Below are 19,723 nucleotides of genomic sequence, written 5' to 3' on the forward strand. Positions count from 1 at the left end.
GATGATAGTGCGGATCTCCCGTGTGAAAGTAGGTAATCGTCAGGCTCCTCATGCAGCAACAAAAACCCCACCCCCAAACAGGTGGGGTTTTTGCATTTCTGCGGCGCATGGCGTGCGAGAGAACACGACGTCAACGCATCCAATAGCGTCAGGCACGTTATAAGCTTCGAAGGCTGTGATTCTGTCGGTAGAATGGCAACGCAAGGTTGTCCATGCCGAACGATTAGGCTGACCTCTGGAGCGCATATGAGAACGAGTCTGTTGATCGCCGCCGTGAGCGTCTCGCTGCTATTCGCAGCCTGCGGCAAGAAGAACGATGCGAGCGAGTCCAGTCTGGGCGACGCCATTTCTGCCGATATGAAAACAGATCGCGGGCTTCTGTGTCTGAATCGCAGTGGACGTGGCCCGTACACATTTCCATCGGCCTATACGAGTCGCGATCTCAACGAATATTCCGGCGCCGCGCTGCGTGAGCAACTCGCGGCGCTCGAAAAAAGCGGACTTATCGCGCGCTCCGCGGCGACGCCCGCCAATGCCAATGCCAAGCAAAATGGCATTGCATATAGCCTGACGGGCGAAGGGCAAAAGTACGCGGTTGAAACCACGCGTCCGGCTGGCGACCCGAACGCCACCAGCGATTCCCGTGTCTGGATGCTGTGCTACGCGCACGTCAAGCTCGACAAGGTCGTCAGTTGGACAGAGCCTGATCCCACCGCGCATCGTTCGGACGTCACCTACACCTATAAGCTCGATAATCCCGCGTCGTGGGTCGACGACCGCGACATCAAGCGCGCTTTCCCCGACCTGACCGCCGCCGATCGCGAAGCGGGCGAGACCAAGCTGCACGTCACGCTCGAACAGCGTACCGATGGCTGGGTGCGCGTGGATTGAGGAACTTCGCGCAAGCCAGGCCGAGCGACGACGCGCCATCGGGTCCGCCGCGCATGTCCGATGTAGCGGCGCTCGCGGGCGTCTCGAAAATGACGGTATCGCGCGTGCTCGCGGGACACAGCGTTGCCCTGGCGACTCGTGAGCGCGTGCAGAAAGCCATCGAAGAACTCGGCTATGTAGCGGATGCCGCCGCCGGTGCGCTTTCATCCGGGCGGTCGGAATTCGTTGCCGTGCTCGTGCCGTCGCTCGCAAGCTCCAACTTCTCCGATACGGTGCGCGGTCTGTCCGCGTCGCTCGAACCGCATGGCTTGCAACTGCTGATCGGCGATACCGACTACGACTTGCAGCGCGAAGAACGCATCGTGCGTTCGATGCTGCGTCACCAACCACGCGCCATCGCTCTGACCGGCTCGCGTCACACGGACGCCGCCCGCGTTTTGTTGCGCCGCTCAGGCGTACCTGTCGTGGAAATGTGGGATGCGCCCGCCGAGCCGATCGATTCCGCCGTCGGTTTCTCCAACGTCAGCGCCGCGCGCGCGATGGTGCGCCATCTCGCGGAACGCGGCCATCAACGCATCGGATTTCTGGGTGGCGCGAGTGAGTTGGACAGGCGCGGCCTCGACCGGCTCAAGGGCTTTCGTTCGCAGATGAAGGCGTTCGGTCTCGACGATACCCGCGTCATCCGGCTAGGCGACTCGCCGATCACAATGAGCCACGGCGGCCCTGCGATGGCCGCGCTGCTCGAAGCATGGCCGGATACGCAAGCCGTGATGTGCGTGAGCGACATGTCCGCGTTCGGCGCGATAATGGAATGCCACAGGCGCGGGCTTCGCGTGCCGCAGGACATCGCCATTGCGGGTTTCGGCAACTTCGAAGTCGCCATGTGCTGCACGCCGTCGATCACAACCGTTTCCGTCGATGCTTACGGCATCGGTTCGCGCACGGGCGCGACGCTGCTCGAAGCGATCGAAGCGCGCGATCGCGGAATGATGGAGAGCATTGGCAAGAAGGTACGCGTCGGTTATTCGGTATTGGCGCGCGAGAGTGCCTAGGCGCATATCGAAGTAGCTCGAACGCTGCGATAAACAACCCGCCCGTGTTACCGGTAACATAACGCAATCGAAAACCACGGAGACAACCCCATGCCCCAGCATCCAACTCGCCGTCTACGTAGCCAGGAATGGTTCGACGATCCCTCGCACGCCGACATGACCGCGCTCTATGTCGAGCGCTTCATGAACTACGGCCTTACGCGCGAGGAACTGCAATCGGGCAGGCCGATCATCGGTATCGCTCAGACGGGTAGCGATCTCGCGCCATGCAATCGCCACCATATCGAGCTTGCCGAGCGCACGAAAGCCGGTATTCGCGATGCGGGCGGCATTCCCATGGAGTTCCCCGTGCATCCGCTCGCGGAGCAAAGCCGCCGTCCGACCGCCGCGCTCGATCGCAACCTGGCCTATCTCGGTCTCGTCGAAGTGCTGCACGGCTTCCCGCTCGATGGCGTCGTTCTCACGACCGGCTGTGACAAGACCACGCCCGCATGTCTGATGGCAGCGGCGACCGTCGATCTGCCGGCCATCGTGCTGTCAGGCGGGCCGATGCTCGACGGCTGGTACGAAGGCAAGCGCGTCGGCTCGGGCACGGTCATCTGGCATGCACGCAATCTGCTTGCGGCAGGCGAGATCGATTACGAAGGCTTCATGCAACTCACGACCGCATCGTCGCCGTCCATCGGCCATTGCAACACCATGGGCACCGCGCTCTCCATGAACAGCCTCGCCGAAGCGCTCGGCATGTCGCTGCCGACTTGCGCGAGCATTCCCGCCGCGTATCGCGAGCGCGGTCAGATGGCGTATGCGACGGGCAAGCGCATCGTCGACATGGTGCGCGAAGACTTGCGGCCATCGCAGATCATGACGCGCGAGGCTTTCGAGAACGCGATCGTCGTGGCGTCGGCGCTGGGTGCATCGACCAATTGCCCGCCGCATCTGATCGCGATTGCGCGTCATATCGGTATCGAATTGAGTCTGGAGGATTGGCAGCGTTATGGCGAGGACGTGCCGCTGATCGTGAACTGCATGCCTGCTGGAGAGTATCTCGGCGAGAGCTTTCATCGCTCGGGCGGGGTGCCGGCCGTGCTCAGGCAACTCGATGCGGCCGGTCTCATCGAGCGCGCGTGTCGGACGGTATCGGGCCGCAGCATCGGCGAAATCGCGGACGACGCGCCCGCCGCCGACCGCGAAGTCATCCGCACGGCCGACGATCCGCTCAAGCACGGCGCGGGCTTCATGGTGCTGTCGGGCAATTTCTTCGACAGCGCGATCATGAAGATGTCCGTGGTCGGCGAGGCCTTCACGAAGACCTATCTCAGCAAGCCGGGCGAAGAGAACGTGTTCGAAGCGCGCGCCATCGTTTTCGATGGACCGGAGGATTACCATCGGCGCATCAACGATCCCGCGTTGAACATCGACGAGCATTGCATTCTCGTGATTCGCGGCTGCGGCACGGTGGGTTATCCGGGCAGCGCGGAAGTGGTCAACATGGCGCCGCCTGCGGAAATGATCAAGCGCGGCATCGATTCCCTGCCTTGTCTCGGCGACGGCAGGCAAAGCGGTACGTCGGCGAGTCCGTCCATTCTCAACATGTCGCCGGAAGCGGCCGTCGGCGGCGGTCTCGCGCTCTTGCGCACGGGCGACCGGATTCGCGTGGACCTGAATGCGCGTTCGGTGAACGTGCTGATCGAGGAAGGCGAACTCGAAAGCCGCCGCACGCATGCCGCGTTCGCCACGCCGCCCGCGCAAACGCCGTGGCAGGAGTTGTATCGGCAGACGGTGGGGCAGTTGTCGACGGGCGGGTGTCTCGAGCCCGCGACCTTGTATTTGAAGGTGATCGAGACGCGCGGCAATCCGCGTCATTCGCACTGAAGAGGAGACGCTCATGGCCTATGCAATCTATCCGAGCCTCGTAGACCGACATGTCGTCGTGACGGGCGGCGGCAGCGGAATTGGCGCATCCATCGTCGAGGCGTTCGCGAAGCAAGGGGCGCGCGTGTCGTTCATCGATGTCGCCGAAACCGACGCGCGCGAACTCGAACAGGCGCTCGCCAGCGAGAAGCACGCGCCGAAATTTTACCGTTGCGATCTGCGCGATACGGCCGCCATCGAAGCCATATTCGACGACATGATCGCGGCGGCGGGACCGCTCGATGCGCTCGTCAACAACGCCGCCAACGACGACCGCCATCGATGGGACGACGTGAGCGCCGCGTATTGGGACGAGCGCATGGCCGTGAATCTGCGGCATCAGTTCTTTTGCGCGCAGGCGGCGGCCAAGAGCATGCGCGCGAACCGGGCCGGCTCGATCATCAACATGGGTTCGATTTCGTGGCATCTCGCGCTGCCGGAACTCACGCTCTACATGACGGCGAAGGCGGCTATCGAAGGCCTCACGCGCGGATTGGCGCGCGATCTCGGCGCGCACGGCATTCGCGTGAATACCGTGATTCCGGGCGCCGTGCGAACGCCGCGTCAGATGAAGCTGTGGCAATCGCCCGACAGCGAGGCCGCGCTTCTCGCGCAGCAGTGTCTGCACGAGCGGATCGATCCGGAACACGTCGCGCGGATGGTGCTCTTTTTGGCATCCGACGATGCGGCGCGCTGCACGGGGCGCGATTATTTTGTCGATGCGGGATGGTTTGGAACCTGAGCGTTACGGCAAGGACGTCCCATGTGTCGTCTGCCCGTAACGTAACGTACACGGCACCTCACACCCGCGCGTCGCGCCCACGCATCGCACGCGGCGTCGCCTTCACCTTCGGCACGCTGCTGGTTTCGATGTAATGCTGCACGCGTTCGGCCGCGTCGTAGTAGCCGCGTTCATCGAGCCAATGCCAGACGGCCGCGAGGAAGAGCCCGAGGCCCGTATGGCCGCAATGGGCGATGAAATCCGCGACGCCTTCGGCCAGCGCGGCATCGCGCCCGGGCTCCTGCAGTGCACTCGCCACGTGAGAGGCGCTGCGCGACACGAGCATGGCGTGCATCGAGAAAAGTTGCGGATTGAACGTGCGTGCAGCGTGACTGCGTTGTTTACTGCCCATCATCGGGCCCCCGGTTTCGAAAGTGCGGTGTACGGCGCGCTCGGTCCTGAACTGCTAGATGAGAAACGAGCGCGCGCCACCGATGGTCTATTTGGATTTTTCGTGACGCCTGTGCCGACGTTCGGAGCGGTTTACCGCAAGAAGTGGGCCTACTTTTTCTATTTCGCTGTCCCGCCTTGTGGGATAAGGCAGACGAATACATGCGGCTTCATCCAGACAGCACCTGCCGGAGCGAAAAGACAAATTTTTCTACATTCCGTAGAATCAATTGCCCGGCGTGCTTAATTCATAGCGAAGCCTAAGAAGCCGCCAACCGCGCATGGCCTGGCCTAAAGCCCGATGCGCTCAACCGGTCAACTCATGCGCCGTATCCTCGCGAGTCTGTTCAATGCAGGACAGCACGGCCCGCGCGCCGTCGTATGTGCCTTCGCCATGCTGGCCGGCTGCTCCGGCAACACGGTCGCGCAGAGCGAGGAGGCAGCGAGCACGAGCACCGCGAAGACCGATGCGCAAACCCAGCCGCAGCCGTTGCATCACGCAAAGCACACCGCGTCCGGTTTCGAGAACGACTACGGCCAGTTGCCGCACGAGTCGCTTCTGAAGTGGCGCTGGGAGCGCTTGCGGCAGGGTCTTCCCAAGCCGCCCGCGAACGGCTATCGATTTCCGATGGCGCATCCCGACATCGCCTGGCTCAAGGCCAATCGCACGGAGAACACGCTCACGTGGATCGGCCACGCGAGCGCGCTGCTGCAAATCAACGGCGTGAACATCCTCGCCGATCCGGTGTTCTCCGAACGCGCGTCGCCATTCTCGTTCGCGGGTCCGAAGCGCAAGACGCCGCCCGGTCTCACACTCGACGAGTTGCCGCATATCGTTATCGTGCTGATTTCGCATAATCACTACGATCATCTGGATAAGGCGAGCGTCGAAGCGCTCAACCGGCAGGCGGGCGGCCCGCCGCGCTTTCTGGTGCCGCTCGGCGTGAAGAAGTGGATGAACGACGACGGCATCCAGAACGCGGAAGAACTCGACTGGAGCGACGAAACCCATGTTGCCGGCCTCGATATCTGGTTCGTGCCGAGCCAGCACTGGTCGGCGCGCACGCCCTTCGACCGCGCGGAAACGCTGTGGGGCGGCTGGGTCGTGAAGACGCCGGCGGGCGCGGCGCATCCGTTTTCGTTTTACTTCGCGGGCGACACGGGCTATTCGCCGGACTTTCGCGATATCGGCGCGCGCTTCGGCGGCTTCGACCTTGCGCTCATTCCCATCGGCGCGTACGACCCGCGCTGGTTCATGCACGGCCAGCACGTCGACCCCGAAGAAGCCGTGCGGATCTTCCAGGACGTGCAGGCGAAGAAGGCGATCGGCATCCACTGGGGCACGTTCGAACTCACCGACGAGCCGCTCGACGAGCCGCCGCGCCGGCTCGCCGATGCCGTGCGCCGCGCGGGCCTGCCCGCCGATTCCTTCACCGTGCTCAAACACGGCGAAATGATCCGTCTCGATTCCTCCCCCTCAAGCGCCGCCGCAATCAGCCGTTAACCCAGTCAACTGCACTGGCATATACCGTGCATGGTGCGTTGGACGCCGCGCGCAGTCAGAACGCGCGCGCCGCAAACGATTCAATGCTCGTGACGCCTTCCGACGCGGTTTCATACGGTCCGCGCCGATCGATTACACATGAGGGTTCATCGCGTGAAGCATCTGTCCATCCGGCATCGCATACTGGCGAGTTTCGGCGTCATTCTCTTCCTGATGCTGGTCATGGCCGCGCTGTCCTATACGCTGCTCGGCGGTATCGACCGCGAGGCGAAAAGCCTCGAAGAAGATTCGATGGTCGGTCTTTCGCTGTCCAACGATCTGCGCGCGGCCTGGCTCGAAAGCTACGCCGTGACGCAACGCCTGGTCTTCGCCGATAGCGACGAGGCACTCATTCGCCGCGATAGCGACCGTCTGACGCAAACGCGCGCGACGCTCGACAAGCTCATCGAGAACTACGCGCCGACCGTCCACGAAGAAGACGAGCGCCGCATCTTCGACGAATTCAGGCATCAGCGCGCGCTCTACGCGCCGCTGCAGGACGAAGCGCTGCGCGGTCTCATCGATTCGAAACAAGCCGGCGCCACGGTGTTCAACACGCGCCTGACGCCAGTCTGGGAAGCGGGGCAAAACGCGGCGCGCGCGCTCGTCGACTACAACGAGGCGAGCAACACGAGTTCGGTCAAGAGCATCCGTCATTCGGTGGGCAAGTCGGAGACGACGCTCGTCGTCATCATGCTGGTGGCGTTGGCCACGGCCGCCGTGCTCGGCTTTCTGCTGATGCGCGCGCTGACCGTGCCGATGCTGCGTCTCGTCGATGTCGTCGACAAGATGCGTACGGGCGATTTCACGCAGCGGCTCGACCTCGCGCGCGCCGATGAGTTCGGCACGCTCGAAGCGGGTTTCAACCGCATGACGGACGAACTCACGGGGCTCGTCGGGCAGGCGCAGAAGTCTGCGCTGCAAGTGACGACATCGGTCTCCGAAATCGCCGCCACCGCGCGCGAGCAGCAAGCGACCGCGAGCGAGACTGCCGCAACCACGACGGAAATCGGCGCGACGTCACGCGAGATCTTCGCGACGGCGCGCGATCTCGTACGCACGATGAACGAAGTGTCGGGCGTCGCGGAACAGTCGGCGACGCTTGCGGGCACGGGTCACGCCGGACTCACGCGCATGGAGGAAACCATGCGGCACGTGATGGAAGCGGCCGGTTCGGTGAACGGCAAGCTCGCCATCCTCAACGAGAAGGCGGGCAACATCAATCAGGTCGTCGCGACCATCACGAAGGTGGCGGATCAGACGAACCTGCTTTCGCTGAACGCGGCCATCGAAGCGGAAAAAGCCGGCGAATACGGACGCGGCTTCGCGGTGGTGGCCACCGAGATTCGGCGTCTTGCGGATCAAACCGCGGTCGCGACCTTCGATATCGAACAAATGGTCAAGGAGATTCAGTCTTCCGTCGCGGCGGGCGTGATGGGCATGGACAAGTTCTCGGAGGAAGTGCGGCGGGGCATGCTCGACGTGCAGCAAGTGGGCGGGCAACTGTCGCAGATCATCCATCAAGTGCAGACGCTTGCGCCGCGCGTGTCGATGGTCAACGAAGGCATGCAGACGCAGGCAGCCGGCGCGGACCAGATTTCGCAGGCGCTCTCGCAATTGTCGGAAGCCGCGCAGCAGACGGCGGAGTCGTTGCGTCAATCGACTCAGGCCATCGACGACCTGACGCATGTCGCAAACGGTCTGCGTACCGGCGTATCGCGCTTCAAGGTGGCCGCGTAAAGCGGCGCGCGCCATGCTCTTCGTCCAGTTCACGCTCGGCTCCGATCGCTATCTGCTCGACAGCGCGCAGATCGAGCGCATGTTGCCGCTCGCGCCGTTGAAGGCGCTGCCCGGCGCGCCGGAGTGGGTTGCGGGCCTGTTCGATTACGAAGACGCGCCCGTGCCCGTGATCGATGTCGCAGCGCTGGCGCTCGGGCGCGCGTCGCGCGAACGCTTGTCGACGCGGCTCGCGCTCGTCGCATACAAGCGCGACGGCGCGCGCGATTCGACGACGCATCGACTGGGTCTCGTGCTCGAACAGGCAACCCGCACCGTCACGCTCGATACCGCCGCGTTCGCCGATGCGGGCATCGACACGCCGCACGCACGCTATCTCGGTCCCGTCGCGCGCGATGAAGCAGGCCTGCTGCAATGGGTGCGCATGGAACATTTGTTGCCGCTCGACGTGCAGGCGTTGCTCTTTGCCGAGAGCACATCATGAACGAAGACAACACGCGCCGCTTTACCGAGCTGCTGCATCGGACGATCGGGCTCGACGCCGAGTCTATCGGCACGAACGCGGTAATGCGCGCGGTGCGCGAGCGCTTCGATGCATCGCGCGCGGTGACGCTCGACGACTACTACCACGCCGTATCGAACGATCCCGCGCTGTTGCAGGAACTGATCGAAGCGGTCGTCGTGCCTGAAACGTGGTTCTTTCGCGATCCCGAGGTCTATACGGCGCTCGCGCGGCTTGCGCGCATTCGTCTGTCGGAGCGCCCTTCGAACCCCGTGCGCGTGCTGAGCCTGCCCTGCTCGACGGGCGAGGAAGCCTATTCGGTGGCGATGGCCTTGAGCGATGCAGGCATCGCGGCGGACCGCTTCGTCATCGAGGCTATCGACGTAAGCGAACGCGCGTTGTCGCATGCGCGCCGCGCGCACTATGGACGCAATGCGTTTCGTGGCCGCGCGCTGGGTTTTCGTGACCGGCATTTTCGCGCGACCGAAGACGGCTGGCAGCTCGACGAGCGCATGGCGCGCTGTGTGCGCTTCACGCAAGCCAATCTGTTTCAACTCGATGCGCGCATGTTCGAACGCTTCGACTTCATTCTGTGCCGCAACGTGCTGATCTACTTCGATCGCGAGACGCAGAGCGCCGCGTTGCGCGTCCTCGACAGCTTGCTGGCCGATGGCGGCATGCTCTTTATCGGACCTGCTGAAACGGGTCTCCTGATGCGCGAAGGCATGAGTCCCGCGAACATTCCGCTGGCTTTCGCGTTCAGAAGGCCCGAGCGCGAGATCGTGAATGCCGCTCCTCCGCTAAAGCCCGCGGCATCCGGCGAATTCGTCATGCCTGCATGGGCGCGAGGCGCTACGCGTGTGGACTCGTCGAAGGTATCCGTGTCGAAGCCGATGGCGTTTGCAGCGCCTGCAATGGCGTTGCATCGAACCTCGACACCGGTGAGCGTCAATCCGGCGTTGGCGCCGGCCTCGACGCCAACGCCAACGTCAACGCTCGCGCAAGCCCACGCTCTCGCCGATGCCGGTTCGCTGATCGAAGCCGAATCCATCGCGCGCGGGTGGTTGCACAAGCACCCGGCAAGCGCGGATGCGTACTATCTGCTCGGCGTGATCGCCGATGCCCGCAACGCGCACGACGAATCGCGCGCGCATTATCGCCGCGCGCTTTATCTCGATCCGACGCATCGCGAAGCGCTCACGCATCTTGCCGCGCTGCTTCAACTCGATGGCGACACGGACCGCGCGCGCATCATGCTGGCTCGCGCCGAACGCAGCGCCGAGAGCGCGCGATGAACGCCCGCACGCCGCTCATTCCCGATGTCATCGACGACTGCTGGAACCGCATCGGCGTGCGCGGCGACGGCTCGTGTCCGAAGCTCGAACGTTACGTGCATTGCCGCAATTGCCCGGTCCATGAGTCGGCGGCGGCGCGCGTGCTCGATCGTGTCGATGCGGTTTCGGTCGTCGAGCGCTTCAAGGGCGACGCAAAACGAACGCGCGACGCAGCCGATGCCGTTTCGTATCTCGTGTTTCGCATCGGCGGCGAATGGCTCGGCTTGCCGACCGCGTGTTGTGCGCAGGTCGCGCAACTTCGGCCGGTGCATACGTTGCCGCATCGGCGTAACCGCGCGGTGCTCGGCGTCGTGAACGTGCGTGGACGTTTGCTGGTATGCGTGTCGCTGGCGCGTCTCTTCGGTATCGAGGAAAGCGTGGCGAAAGCGGTTTCGAAATCGCAAGTTGTCGATGCACGCGAACTCGGCCGTCTGCTCGTCGTTCAGCGGCGTCGGGATGACGCGGACGCGGATGGCGAAGGGCCGCTCGCTTTTCCCGTCGATGCCGTCGATGGCGTGCATCGCTTTTCGGCCGCGCGTTTGCAGCCGGTGCCCGCGACGCTCGCGCAACGTCATGCGTCGCATACGCAGGCGCTTGCGCCGTTCAAGGATACGACCGTCGGCTTGCTCGATGCCGAACGTCTCATCGACAGTCTCGACTGGAGTCTCGGATGACGAGTGCCGATCCCGGACGCCGCTCGCTGCTCGACCTGTTTCAGGAGGAAGCGCGCGCGCAGGCGCAGATTCTTTCCGATGGCCTCATCGCGCTGGAACGCGCGCCGAACGATCCGGTCACGCTCGAAGCGTGCATGCGCGCGGCGCATTCGCTTAAGGGCGCGGCGCGCATCGTCGGTGTGCCGGTCGGCGTGACGCTCGCGCATGTGATGGAGGACTGCTTCGTCGCGGCGCAGGAAGCGCGCGTGACGCTCGATGCGGTCTATATCGACATGCTCTTGTGCGGCGTGGATATGATCGTGCGGATCGGTCAGGCGGAAGAAATCGACGCGCAGACGACGCTGGAAAGTGAGGTGAATGCGTTTGTCGAGGGGTTGAATGCGCGTTTGGTGGGTGATTCGGATGGATCGCGCGAGTTGGCGTTGGCAACGTCCACGGCGGATGAGACGGACAGACTTCGCCTAGGCGCAACGTATGATGTTTCGTCGCGCGATCGTGCAAACGATGGGCCTCGTTCGCACACACCGCATCATACGCATTCCGCAATGCGTTCGAACGAAGCTCACGCGCTTCACGCAAGCGATGAATCGAATCTCACATCGCGTTCTGACGAAGCCCACACGCTGCGCGCAAGCGCCGAAACGCATCGTCCACGAGCGTCGCAAGAAGCATCCCGCCCAACCGAAGCCCGCATGCTTCGCGTGCGCGCCGAAACTCTCGACCGCCTGTTGAGTCACTCCGGCGAGACGCTCGTCGAATCGCGCTGGCTCAAGCCTTTCTCGCAATCGATGCTGCGCGTGAAGCGCATTCAGCATGACGCGAGCCGCGCGCTCGAACGCCTGCACGACACCTTCGCCGACAGCGCGCCACTCGACGCGCGCGCACAGGCCGCGCTCGACGAAGCCCGGCGCCTGACGAACGAAGCGCATCGGCAACTGAGCGAGCGGCTCGCCGAACTCGAAAACTACGACCGCCGCTCGACGCATCTCGCGCAACAGATTTACGACGAAGCGCTCGCTTGCCGCATGCGTCCCTTCGTCGATGCAACCGGCGGCTTTGCGCGCATGGTCCGCGACGTGGCACGCTCGCTCGGCAAGGAAGTACGCCTCGTGATCGCCGGCGAAACCACGCAAGTGGACCGCGATATCCTCGATTTGCTCGACGCGCCGCTCGGCCATTTGCTGCGCAATGCGGTCGATCACGGCATCGAAGCGCCATCGCTGAGACGCGCGCTCGGCAAGCCGGAAATCGGCACTATCACGCTCGAGGCACGGCATAGCGCGGGCGCGCTTTTCATCAGCGTATCCGACGATGGCGGCGGTATCGACCTCGATGCATTGCGCCGCAACGTCGTGCACAAACGCCTTGCAAGCGAAGACACGGCCGCGCGTCTTTCCGAGGCGGAACTGCTCGAATTCCTCTTTCTGCCAGGCTTCACCATGCGCGACGCCGTCACCGATGTATCCGGCCGCGGCGTCGGGCTCGACGCCGTGCAAGACGTCGTGAGGCAAGTGCGCGGCAGTCTGCGCGTGACGCAGGATGCCCACGCCGGCACGCGCTTCGTGCTGCAGTTGCCGATCACGCTGTCGGTCATTCGCAGCCTGATCGTCGAAGTCGCGGGCGAGCCCTATGGCTTGCCGCTTGCGCATGTCGTGCGCACGCTCGTGCTGCCGGCGAACGCTATCGATACGCTCGAAGGTCAGCAGCATTTCGCCTTCGACGGCAAGCGGCTGGGTCTCGTGACGGCACATCAAATCTTGCAGACGCCGAGCTTCGAAGCCGCGAACGACGCGCTCGATGTCGTCGTGATCGGGCAGGGCGCGTCGAGTTACGGCATCGTCGTGGACCGCTTTCTCGGCGAACGTATGCTCGTCGTGCAACCGCTCGACAAACGGCTCGGCAAGGTGCGCAACATCGCGGCGGGCGCGTTGATGGAAAACGGCGACCCGCTGCTCATCGCCGATCTCGACGACTGGCTGCGCTCCGTCGAAAAGCTCGTGGCGGGCGGCGAACTCGGCCGTGTCGATAGAAGCGCGTTACACACGACGGCAGCAAGCGCGAAACGTGTGCTCGTGGTCGACGATTCACTCACCGTGCGTGAGCTCGAACGCAAGCTGCTTGCATCACGCGGCTACGAAGTCGCCATCGCGGTGGATGGCATGGACGGCTGGAACGCGGTGCGCGGCGAGCACTTCGATCTCGTCATCACGGATATCGACATGCCGCGTCTCGACGGCATCGAGCTCGTGACGCTCATCAAACGCGACGCGCAACTTGCGCGCACGCCCGTGATGATCGTGTCGTACAAGGACCGCGCGGAAGATCGCCAGCGCGGTCTCGATGCGGGCGCGGATTACTATCTCGCCAAGGGCAGTTTTCACGATCAGGCGCTGCTCGACGCGGTGCGCGATCTCATCGGCGAGGCGAAGCCATGACCACGGAGCGCGCGCGATGAAGATCGGTATCGTCAACGACATGCAGCTCGCGGTCGAAGCGTTGCGGCGCGCGCTTGCCATTCGCCCCGACCTCGAGATTCTGTGGGTTGCAAGCGACGGCCGGCAGGCTGTCGACCTGTGCGCTTCGCAGACGCCGGATGTCGTGCTCATGGATCTCGTCATGCCGAACATGGATGGCGTGGCGGCCACGCGTCACATCATGGCGAAGTCGCCGTGCGCCATTCTCGTCGTCACGGTGGATATCGGCGCGAACACGTGGCGCGTGTATGAGGCGATGGGCGCGGGCGCGCTCGATGCCGTCGATACCCCCGCGCTCGCCGGTGCCGATGCGCGGCGCGGTGCAGCGGCGCTCATCGCGAAGATCGATCAGATCGGCGCACGGCTCGCGCCTTCGATGACCATGACGGCCACGCCCAAGAGCCAATCACGGCTGCTTGCAATCGGCGCATCGGCGGGCGGCCCGGCGGCGCTCGCGACCTTGCTCGGCGCATTGCCTGAAGATTTCTCCGCCGCGACCGTTATCGTGCAGCATGTGGACCGCGCCTTCGCCGAAGGCATGGCGGACTGGTTAAGCGGTCAATCCGCGCTGCCGGTGCGCATTGCGCGCGAAGGCGACGTGCCCGCGCCCGGCGTCGTGCTGCTCGCGGCGACCAACGATCATCTGCATTTCACGGATGCCACGCATCTCGGCTACACCGCGCATCCCGAAGCGTTGCCGTACCGGCCATCCGTCGATGTGTTCTTTCAGAGCGTGGTCGAACGCTGGACCGGACGCGCGGTCGGCGTACTCTTGACAGGCATGGGACGCGACGGCGCCATCGGTCTCAAGGCGATGCGCGCCAAGGGTTATCACACGATCGCGCAGGACGAAGCAACGTCCGCCGTCTACGGCATGCCGAAAGCGGCCGCCGCGCTCGATGCCGCCGTCGCGATCCTGCCGCTGCCGCGCATTGCGGGCGCACTCGCGCAAGCTTTCGACAAAGAAAAAGAAGCGCGTATAACGACATTTCCGAGGACACGTTTATGAAGCTCCCTCATCCCGATCCGCTCGCCGAACGCGTGAAGCGCGCAACGGCCGCCGCGGCTCAGAGCATCGAGCAGGCGAGCGCGCGCTCGCTGGCCCATGAACGCGCCGTATCCGAACTGCTCGCGGTGGCGCTCAATGCGCCGCCTGCCGCCGACTTGCCGGTGATGGTGCTGCTCGTGGACGATCAGGCGATCATCGCCGAGGCACTGCGCCGCGCGCTCGCCGACGAACCGAATGTCGATCTGCACTATTGCGCCGATCCCGCGAGCGCGCTTGCCGTCGCGCGCGAAACGCGGCCGACCGTGATCCTGCAGGATCTCGTGATGCCCGGCGTGGATGGACTCACGCTCGTGCGCCAGTACCGCGAACATCCGGCTACGCGCGACATTCCCATCATCGTGCTTTCGACGAAAGAAGAGCCGCGTATCAAGAGCGCGGCGTTCGCGGCGGGCGCGAACGACTATCTCGTGAAGCTGCCCGATACCATCGAACTGGTGGCGCGCGTGCGATATCACTCGCGTTCGTATCAGAACTTGCTGCAGCGCGACGAAGCGTATCGCGCGTTGCGACAGTCGCAGCAAAAGCTCCTGGAAACGAATCTGGAATTGCAGCGCCTCACGCATTCGGACGGTCTCACGGGACTCTCGAATCGTCGAAGACTCGACGATTATCTCGATGCCGAATGGCGTCGTGCGGCGCGCGATCGCGCATCGGTCGGCTTTCTCATGATCGATGTCGACAACTTCAAGTCGTATAACGATACCTACGGACACGTCGCCGGCGACGATGTGTTGAAGCTTATCGCGCATGCCATCGAAACCAGTCTGAATCGTCCGGCCGATCTGGCCGCGCGCTTCGGTGGCGAGGAATTCGCGGTGGTGTTGCCATCGACATCGGCGCCGGGTTTGCGGCTGCTCGGCGAGAAGATTCGCATCGCGGTCGAGGCGTTGCAAGTGCCGCATGCGGGATCGGCCACGGACTTCGTGACCGTGAGTGTCGGCGGCGCGACGCAGGACGTGATCGACGAAAACGCTTCGAAACAACTGGTCGAATCGGCCGATCTCGCGCTCTATCGTGCAAAGCGCGATGGACGCAATCGCGTGATCATCGGTTGACTGGTGTAAAAAGCAAAGCCGGAAGCAAAAACGCGCGGTCCGAAGATCCGCGCGTTTTCGTTTGGGCTCACGCTTTCGTCATCGCCTGAACACGCCGAGCAAGAGCGTAGCGAGGAAGATCACGATAAAGATGAAGAACAGGATCTTGGCGATTTCCGCCGCGCCCGTTGCGATCCCGCCGAAGCCGAAGAAGGCCGCGATGAGCGCAATGATGAAAAAAATGACAGCGTAACGGAGCATGAAGCCTCCCACGGGGACACGATTGGTTGGTTTTTGATTCGCATGCGGACTGACATCGTCGCCGCCATCGCTCATCGGTTCATGCCGCGCTTTTGTTCAATGTTCGACGCGGCACGAGGACCTGAGCAACCAATGTGCCTAAGACCATGTCTGCGTGTAAATGCAACAACGCCGCGAGCACTGCTCGCGGCGTCGAGTAACGCGCTTCCATATGTGAAATGTCGATGCGCTCTAGCTGCCTGGCGCGCGATTGGAATCGGCTTCGTCTTGGAGATCGTCTTCGTCGTCGACTTCGTTTAGCGCATCCGGCAGGTTGTTCTCCATTTCGTCGCGCTCGATCTGATCGGCCAGGTCGAGAGATTTACGCGTGGCGGGACCGGATGGGCGGTTGGCTCCAGACATGGCATGACTCCTTGAACGGATTTCGAAGCCGCGCCGGGAATTGGCGCGAGTGAACGGTGCCAGTCGAGGCACGTGCACGCCGGCAAGAGCCGCCTTAACGAATCGCTTAAGGGTGAATGCGCGATCGCTCGAAACGGCAATGGGTCGATGTCGACCGATGTCGACCACCGGGAAAAGACGCAGTCCCAAACTTGCAAGGGGGACGGCAAGAATTGCGCGGCCGGCGCGTCGGATCAGTATGCACCGGTCCGGCGGCGCGGCAAAGAGGCAATTAAAAGATCATCGGATGTTTAGCGCCGCGCTCGAAAAGCAAATCTCAGGCGAAGAAATGCGCGACGATGGGATACAGCGAGCACACGAGCAGCACGGCCATGGTGATGTTGAACGCGCGCAACCAGCGCGGTCTTGAAAGGAAGCGCCGCAACGACATGCCGAAAGCCGCCCACGCCACGATGCACGGCATGCCGATCACGACGAACAGGAGCGCCATCAGCCCGGCATTGAGCGAGAGACTCGAATGCAGATGGATGGTCGTCGCGGCGGTGAGGACCATCATCCACGCTTTGGGATTGACCCATTGAAACGCGACGGCTTCGTAAAAGCGCATGGGGCGGCGCTCGCCGTCGCGCATCTGCACGGACGACGACGTTCCGATCTTCCACGCCAGATACAGCAGATAGACCACGCTTGCGGTTTCGAGCACCGTATAGAGCCACGGCAGCCGCTCGAAGGCTTGCGCAAGCCCGAGCCCTACTGCAAGCATCAGGAGCGCGACGCCCGCGCTGATGCCGAGTACATGCGGCACCGTGCGCTTCAGGCCGAAGTTGACGCCCGACGCGAGCAGCATGGTGTTGTTGGGACCGGGCGTGATGCTCGTCACCATCACGAAGAGGGCAGCGGCGGGCAAGGCGTTCAGGAAGTCGATTGGCATGGTGCAGTCCGCAAACAAAAAATCTATCGCACCAAGTGTAGGGAAAGATGGCAGTACAGTACCGGTACAAAACGTCAGAGGCTTTCCGGTACGGTACGAGCGCCTTCAACGAGAGCTATCAGACAGGAAACGGATTGCGCTCCGCAAATCCTTGCTGATGCCAGTACGGATACGGCGGCTTCACCGTGCTCGCTTCGTCGAGTTTCTTCACCTGTTCCGCCGTGAGGTTCCAGCCGACCGCACCGAGGTTCTGCCGCAACTGTTCTTCATTGCGCGCGCCGACCAGTACGGTCGCCACCGTCGGTCTTTGCAGCAGCCAGTTAAGCGCGATTTGCGGAATGGTCTTGCCGGTTTCCTCGGCGATGGCGTCGAGCGCGTCGATCACGCGATACAGATGTTCTTCCGGCACCGGCGGCCCCATGTCGGCGGTCTTATGCAGACGGCTCGACGCGGGCAGCGGCTGACCGCGCCTGATCTTGCCCGTGAGACGCCCCCAGCCGAGCGGACTCCACACCACCGCGCCCACGCCTTGATCGATACCGAGCGGCATCAGTTCCCATTCGTAGTCGCGCCCGATCAGCGAGTAGTAGGTCTGATTGGCGACATAGCGCGGATAGCCGTAACGGTCCGCGACATCCAGCGACTTCTGCAGATGCCAGCCCGAGAAATTCGACACGCCGGTATAGCGGATCTTGCCCGCGCGCACGAGATCGTCGAGCGTGGAGAGCGTTTCCTCGACGGGCGTTTTCGCATCGAAACCATGTAGCTGGAAGATGTCGATGTAGTCCGTCTGCAAGCGCTTCAATGCATCGTTCACGGCATGGATGAGATGGAAGCGCGACGAGCCCACGTTGTTCGGCTCGTCTTTATCGAAGCGAAAGGTCGCCTTGGTCGAGACGATGACTTTGTCGCGCCGGCCCTTGAGCGCTTCGCCGAGGATGGCTTCCGACGAGCCGCCCGAATAGATGTCGGCGGTGTCGAACATGGTCACGCCCGCGTCGAGGCAAATGTCGACGAGCCGCTGCGCTTCGCTGACGTCGGTTTCGCCCCAGGCCTGAAAGAACTCGCCCTTGCCGCCGAACGTGCCCGTGCCGAAACTCAGCACGGGTACCTTGAAGCCCGAAGCGCCTAGATGTCGATATTCCATTGTTGCGTGTCCTCATTCGGTTGTCGGTCTGTCCTGCCGCATGTATCGCGGAAGGGGGATCGTCGAGACTACCGCAATGCGCACGTATGCGCTGAGACTGCCGCCGTGCGCTTTCGCGAGGCTAACGCCGTTTTGCCGCGCGCTCGCCGAGCGAATCGTATATCGGCGGACAGCGCAGCAGTATGGGCACGAGCATGGCGGTGAAGCACGCGGTGAGCATCGGCAGGAGCAGCGTGAAGCTCGCGGTCATTTCGGTGACGAGCACGATACCCGTCATCGGCGAACGCACGACTGCCGCGAAGAACGCGGCCATGCCGACCGCCGCGAAGGTGCCGATATCGCCGGTGGATGCGGACATGCCGGGGAACCAGTCGAAGCAGATGCGGCCGAACACGAAACCCGTCTGCGCGCCGAGCACGAGCATGGGCGCGAAGAGACCGCCCGGCGTGCCGGCCGCATACGATACCGAGCCGAGCACGAAGCGCAGCGCAAGAATGGCCGTGACGCCCGCGATGCTGCCCGCGCCCACCAGCGTTCGTTGCGTGAGGACATCGCCGCCGCCCGCGACATCCGGCGCGAACCACGCGAGCAAACCGACCGCCGCGCCAATGACAGCCGCGCGCGCGAAGGCTCTGCGCGTCGGCGATGCAATCAACGGATGACGCGTGAGCCAGTCGGATGCGTCGAGTGTCCAGAGAATCGTGCGTGAATAAGCGGTGCCCAACAGGCCGAGCGCCACGCCGAGCACGAGATGCGCGGCCGTCATGCCGAAGCCTGGAAACGGCTGCGCGGGCAGATGGAAGTCGGGCAGATCGCCGTGCATGAGACGCGCCATGGCGATCGCACTTGCCGATGCGCCGAGCGCGGCCACGGCGGTGCGCGTATCGAAGCGGCGCATCAGTTCTTCGAGCACGAACACCGCGCCCGCGATGGGCGCATTGAACGCGGTGGCGAGCCCCGCGCCCGCGCCGGCCGCGAGCAAGACGCCGCGATCGGTTGCGCTACGTCCAAGCAAGGTGCCGATGCGATGCGCGATGCTCGCGCCCATTTGCACCGTCGGTCCTTCGCGTCCGAGCGCGAGTCCTGCACCGATGGCGAGCACGCCGCCCACGAACTTGACCGGGATGAGGATGAGCGAAGCGGGCGGCGCCTTGCCATGCAAGACTGCCTCGACATGGGGAATGCCGCTGCCGCTTGCCTCGGGCGAGAAGCGCGCGACGAGCCACGCCGCCAACGCAGCGGCGAAAGCCGCCGCAAGTACCACGACAATGCTTGCCGCGCCATGCCCCGAATGCGCCCATGCAACGAGCGCGTAGCGCAGCGCATCGGCGCGTTCGAGCGAAAAGCGGAATAACGCACCGAGTGCGCCACTTGCCGCCCCGACGATGACCGCGGCTACGGCGAGCGGAATGAGTCCGCGTGGCGAGTCTGCTTCGACTTCGGCTTCGGGCTTGTAGTCGGTCATGGCGCTCGTTCGTTTGAAGGATGCGCGCCAAGCGTAGCACCGAACGCGGCGGCATCGCGGGCACGGCACTTGCAAACTTAGACTTGATGCAAATGCCGCGCTTGAATCTGGCGCGGCGAGCG

The 19,723-nt window shown here is 63.5% G+C and carries 18 protein-coding genes; 12 read left to right on the top strand and 6 right to left on the bottom strand.

Translation table 11 applies throughout. The annotated features are described in order from the left end of the window. Positions 1–246 precede the first annotated feature (246 nt). From NCT03_RS16415 to xylB, 4 genes are all read left to right on the top strand, one after another. A complete protein-coding gene (locus tag NCT03_RS16415; RefSeq protein ID WP_250466566.1) occupies positions 247–891 on the top strand; it encodes an SEN1982 family lipoprotein in 645 nt (214 codons plus the stop codon). 53 nt (positions 892–944) lie between these two features. Beyond that, positions 945–1,943 (top strand): LacI family DNA-binding transcriptional regulator, encoded by a 999-nt coding sequence (locus tag NCT03_RS16420; RefSeq protein ID WP_250493159.1) that lies wholly within the window; start codon positions 945–947, stop codon positions 1,941–1,943. Positions 1,944–2,033: 90 nt separating this feature from the next. Next, on the top strand, positions 2,034–3,818 hold the full coding sequence (locus NCT03_RS16425) for an IlvD/Edd family dehydratase (protein WP_244828718.1): 1,785 nt from the start codon (positions 2,034–2,036) through the stop codon (positions 3,816–3,818). 13 nt (positions 3,819–3,831) lie between these two features. Beyond that, positions 3,832–4,599: a D-xylose 1-dehydrogenase gene (gene xylB / locus NCT03_RS16430; RefSeq protein WP_250493160.1), complete on the top strand. Its 768-nt coding sequence runs from the start codon at positions 3,832–3,834 to the stop codon at positions 4,597–4,599. A gap of 58 nt (positions 4,600–4,657) precedes the next feature. Here the strand turns inward: xylB and NCT03_RS16435 are convergent, their stop codons facing one another. Further along, positions 4,658–4,993 (bottom strand): hypothetical protein, encoded by a 336-nt coding sequence (locus NCT03_RS16435; protein ID WP_244828716.1) that lies wholly within the window; start codon positions 4,991–4,993, stop codon positions 4,658–4,660. A gap of 429 nt (positions 4,994–5,422) precedes the next feature. Between NCT03_RS16435 and NCT03_RS16440 the strand changes: the two genes are divergently transcribed. The 8 genes from NCT03_RS16440 (at position 5,423) to NCT03_RS16475 (ending at position 15,416) form a co-directional block, all read left to right on the top strand. Further along, the gene (locus NCT03_RS16440) at positions 5,423–6,532 is read left to right on the top strand and encodes an MBL fold metallo-hydrolase (protein ID WP_502800383.1); all 1,110 of its coding nucleotides are present in this window, start codon (positions 5,423–5,425) and stop codon (positions 6,530–6,532) included. A gap of 138 nt (positions 6,533–6,670) precedes the next feature. Beyond that, complete coding sequence (locus tag NCT03_RS16445; protein WP_250466572.1) at positions 6,671–8,311, top strand: methyl-accepting chemotaxis protein; 1,641 nt, start codon at positions 6,671–6,673, stop codon at positions 8,309–8,311. Between the two features lie 13 nt (positions 8,312–8,324). Next, positions 8,325–8,792 (top strand): chemotaxis protein CheW, encoded by a 468-nt coding sequence (locus tag NCT03_RS16450; RefSeq protein WP_250493162.1) that lies wholly within the window; start codon positions 8,325–8,327, stop codon positions 8,790–8,792. Further along, positions 8,789–10,105: a CheR family methyltransferase gene (locus NCT03_RS16455; RefSeq protein WP_250493163.1), complete on the top strand. Its 1,317-nt coding sequence runs from the start codon at positions 8,789–8,791 to the stop codon at positions 10,103–10,105. Before NCT03_RS16450 ends, NCT03_RS16455 begins: the two co-directional genes overlap by 4 nt. After that, on the top strand, positions 10,102–10,818 hold the full coding sequence (locus NCT03_RS16460) for a chemotaxis protein CheW (protein ID WP_250493164.1): 717 nt from the start codon (positions 10,102–10,104) through the stop codon (positions 10,816–10,818). Before NCT03_RS16455 ends, NCT03_RS16460 begins: the two co-directional genes overlap by 4 nt. After that, positions 10,815–13,253: a hybrid sensor histidine kinase/response regulator gene (locus NCT03_RS16465; protein ID WP_250493165.1), complete on the top strand. Its 2,439-nt coding sequence runs from the start codon at positions 10,815–10,817 to the stop codon at positions 13,251–13,253. The genes NCT03_RS16460 and NCT03_RS16465 overlap by 4 nt, the downstream gene beginning before the upstream one ends. 16 nt (positions 13,254–13,269) lie before the next feature. Beyond that, on the top strand, positions 13,270–14,301 hold the full coding sequence (locus NCT03_RS16470; RefSeq protein ID WP_250493166.1) for a chemotaxis response regulator protein-glutamate methylesterase: 1,032 nt from the start codon (positions 13,270–13,272) through the stop codon (positions 14,299–14,301). After that, positions 14,298–15,416 (top strand): diguanylate cyclase, encoded by a 1,119-nt coding sequence (locus tag NCT03_RS16475; RefSeq protein ID WP_284503312.1) that lies wholly within the window; start codon positions 14,298–14,300, stop codon positions 15,414–15,416. Before NCT03_RS16470 ends, NCT03_RS16475 begins: the two co-directional genes overlap by 4 nt. 78 nt (positions 15,417–15,494) lie before the next feature. Here NCT03_RS16475 and NCT03_RS16480 read toward each other — a convergent pair whose 3' ends face one another. The 5 genes from NCT03_RS16480 to clcA all read right to left on the bottom strand — a co-directional run bounded on the left by NCT03_RS16480 (position 15,495) and on the right by clcA (position 19,601). Then, positions 15,495–15,656 carry a DUF1328 domain-containing protein gene (locus tag NCT03_RS16480; RefSeq protein ID WP_035967564.1) on the bottom strand — a complete coding sequence of 54 codons (162 nt, stop codon included), beginning with the start codon at positions 15,654–15,656 and terminating at the stop codon, positions 15,495–15,497. Between the two features lie 231 nt (positions 15,657–15,887). Further along, complete coding sequence (locus tag NCT03_RS16485) at positions 15,888–16,058, bottom strand: hypothetical protein (protein WP_244828708.1); 171 nt, start codon at positions 16,056–16,058, stop codon at positions 15,888–15,890. A 316-nt stretch (positions 16,059–16,374) separates the two neighbouring features. Next, positions 16,375–16,989 (bottom strand): LysE family translocator, encoded by a 615-nt coding sequence (locus tag NCT03_RS16490; protein WP_250466581.1) that lies wholly within the window; start codon positions 16,987–16,989, stop codon positions 16,375–16,377. Positions 16,990–17,107: 118 nt separating this feature from the next. Next, positions 17,108–18,136 (bottom strand): aldo/keto reductase, encoded by a 1,029-nt coding sequence (locus NCT03_RS16495; protein ID WP_244828706.1) that lies wholly within the window; start codon positions 18,134–18,136, stop codon positions 17,108–17,110. Between the two features lie 121 nt (positions 18,137–18,257). Beyond that, entirely contained in the window at positions 18,258–19,601 is a 1,344-nt protein-coding gene (gene clcA, locus NCT03_RS16500; protein ID WP_250493167.1) for a H(+)/Cl(-) exchange transporter ClcA, read from the bottom strand. Between the last annotated feature and the right edge of the window lie 122 nt (positions 19,602–19,723).

This window comes from Caballeronia sp. GAWG1-1 (assembly GCF_023631465.1).
Classification (GTDB): domain Bacteria; phylum Pseudomonadota; class Gammaproteobacteria; order Burkholderiales; family Burkholderiaceae; genus Caballeronia.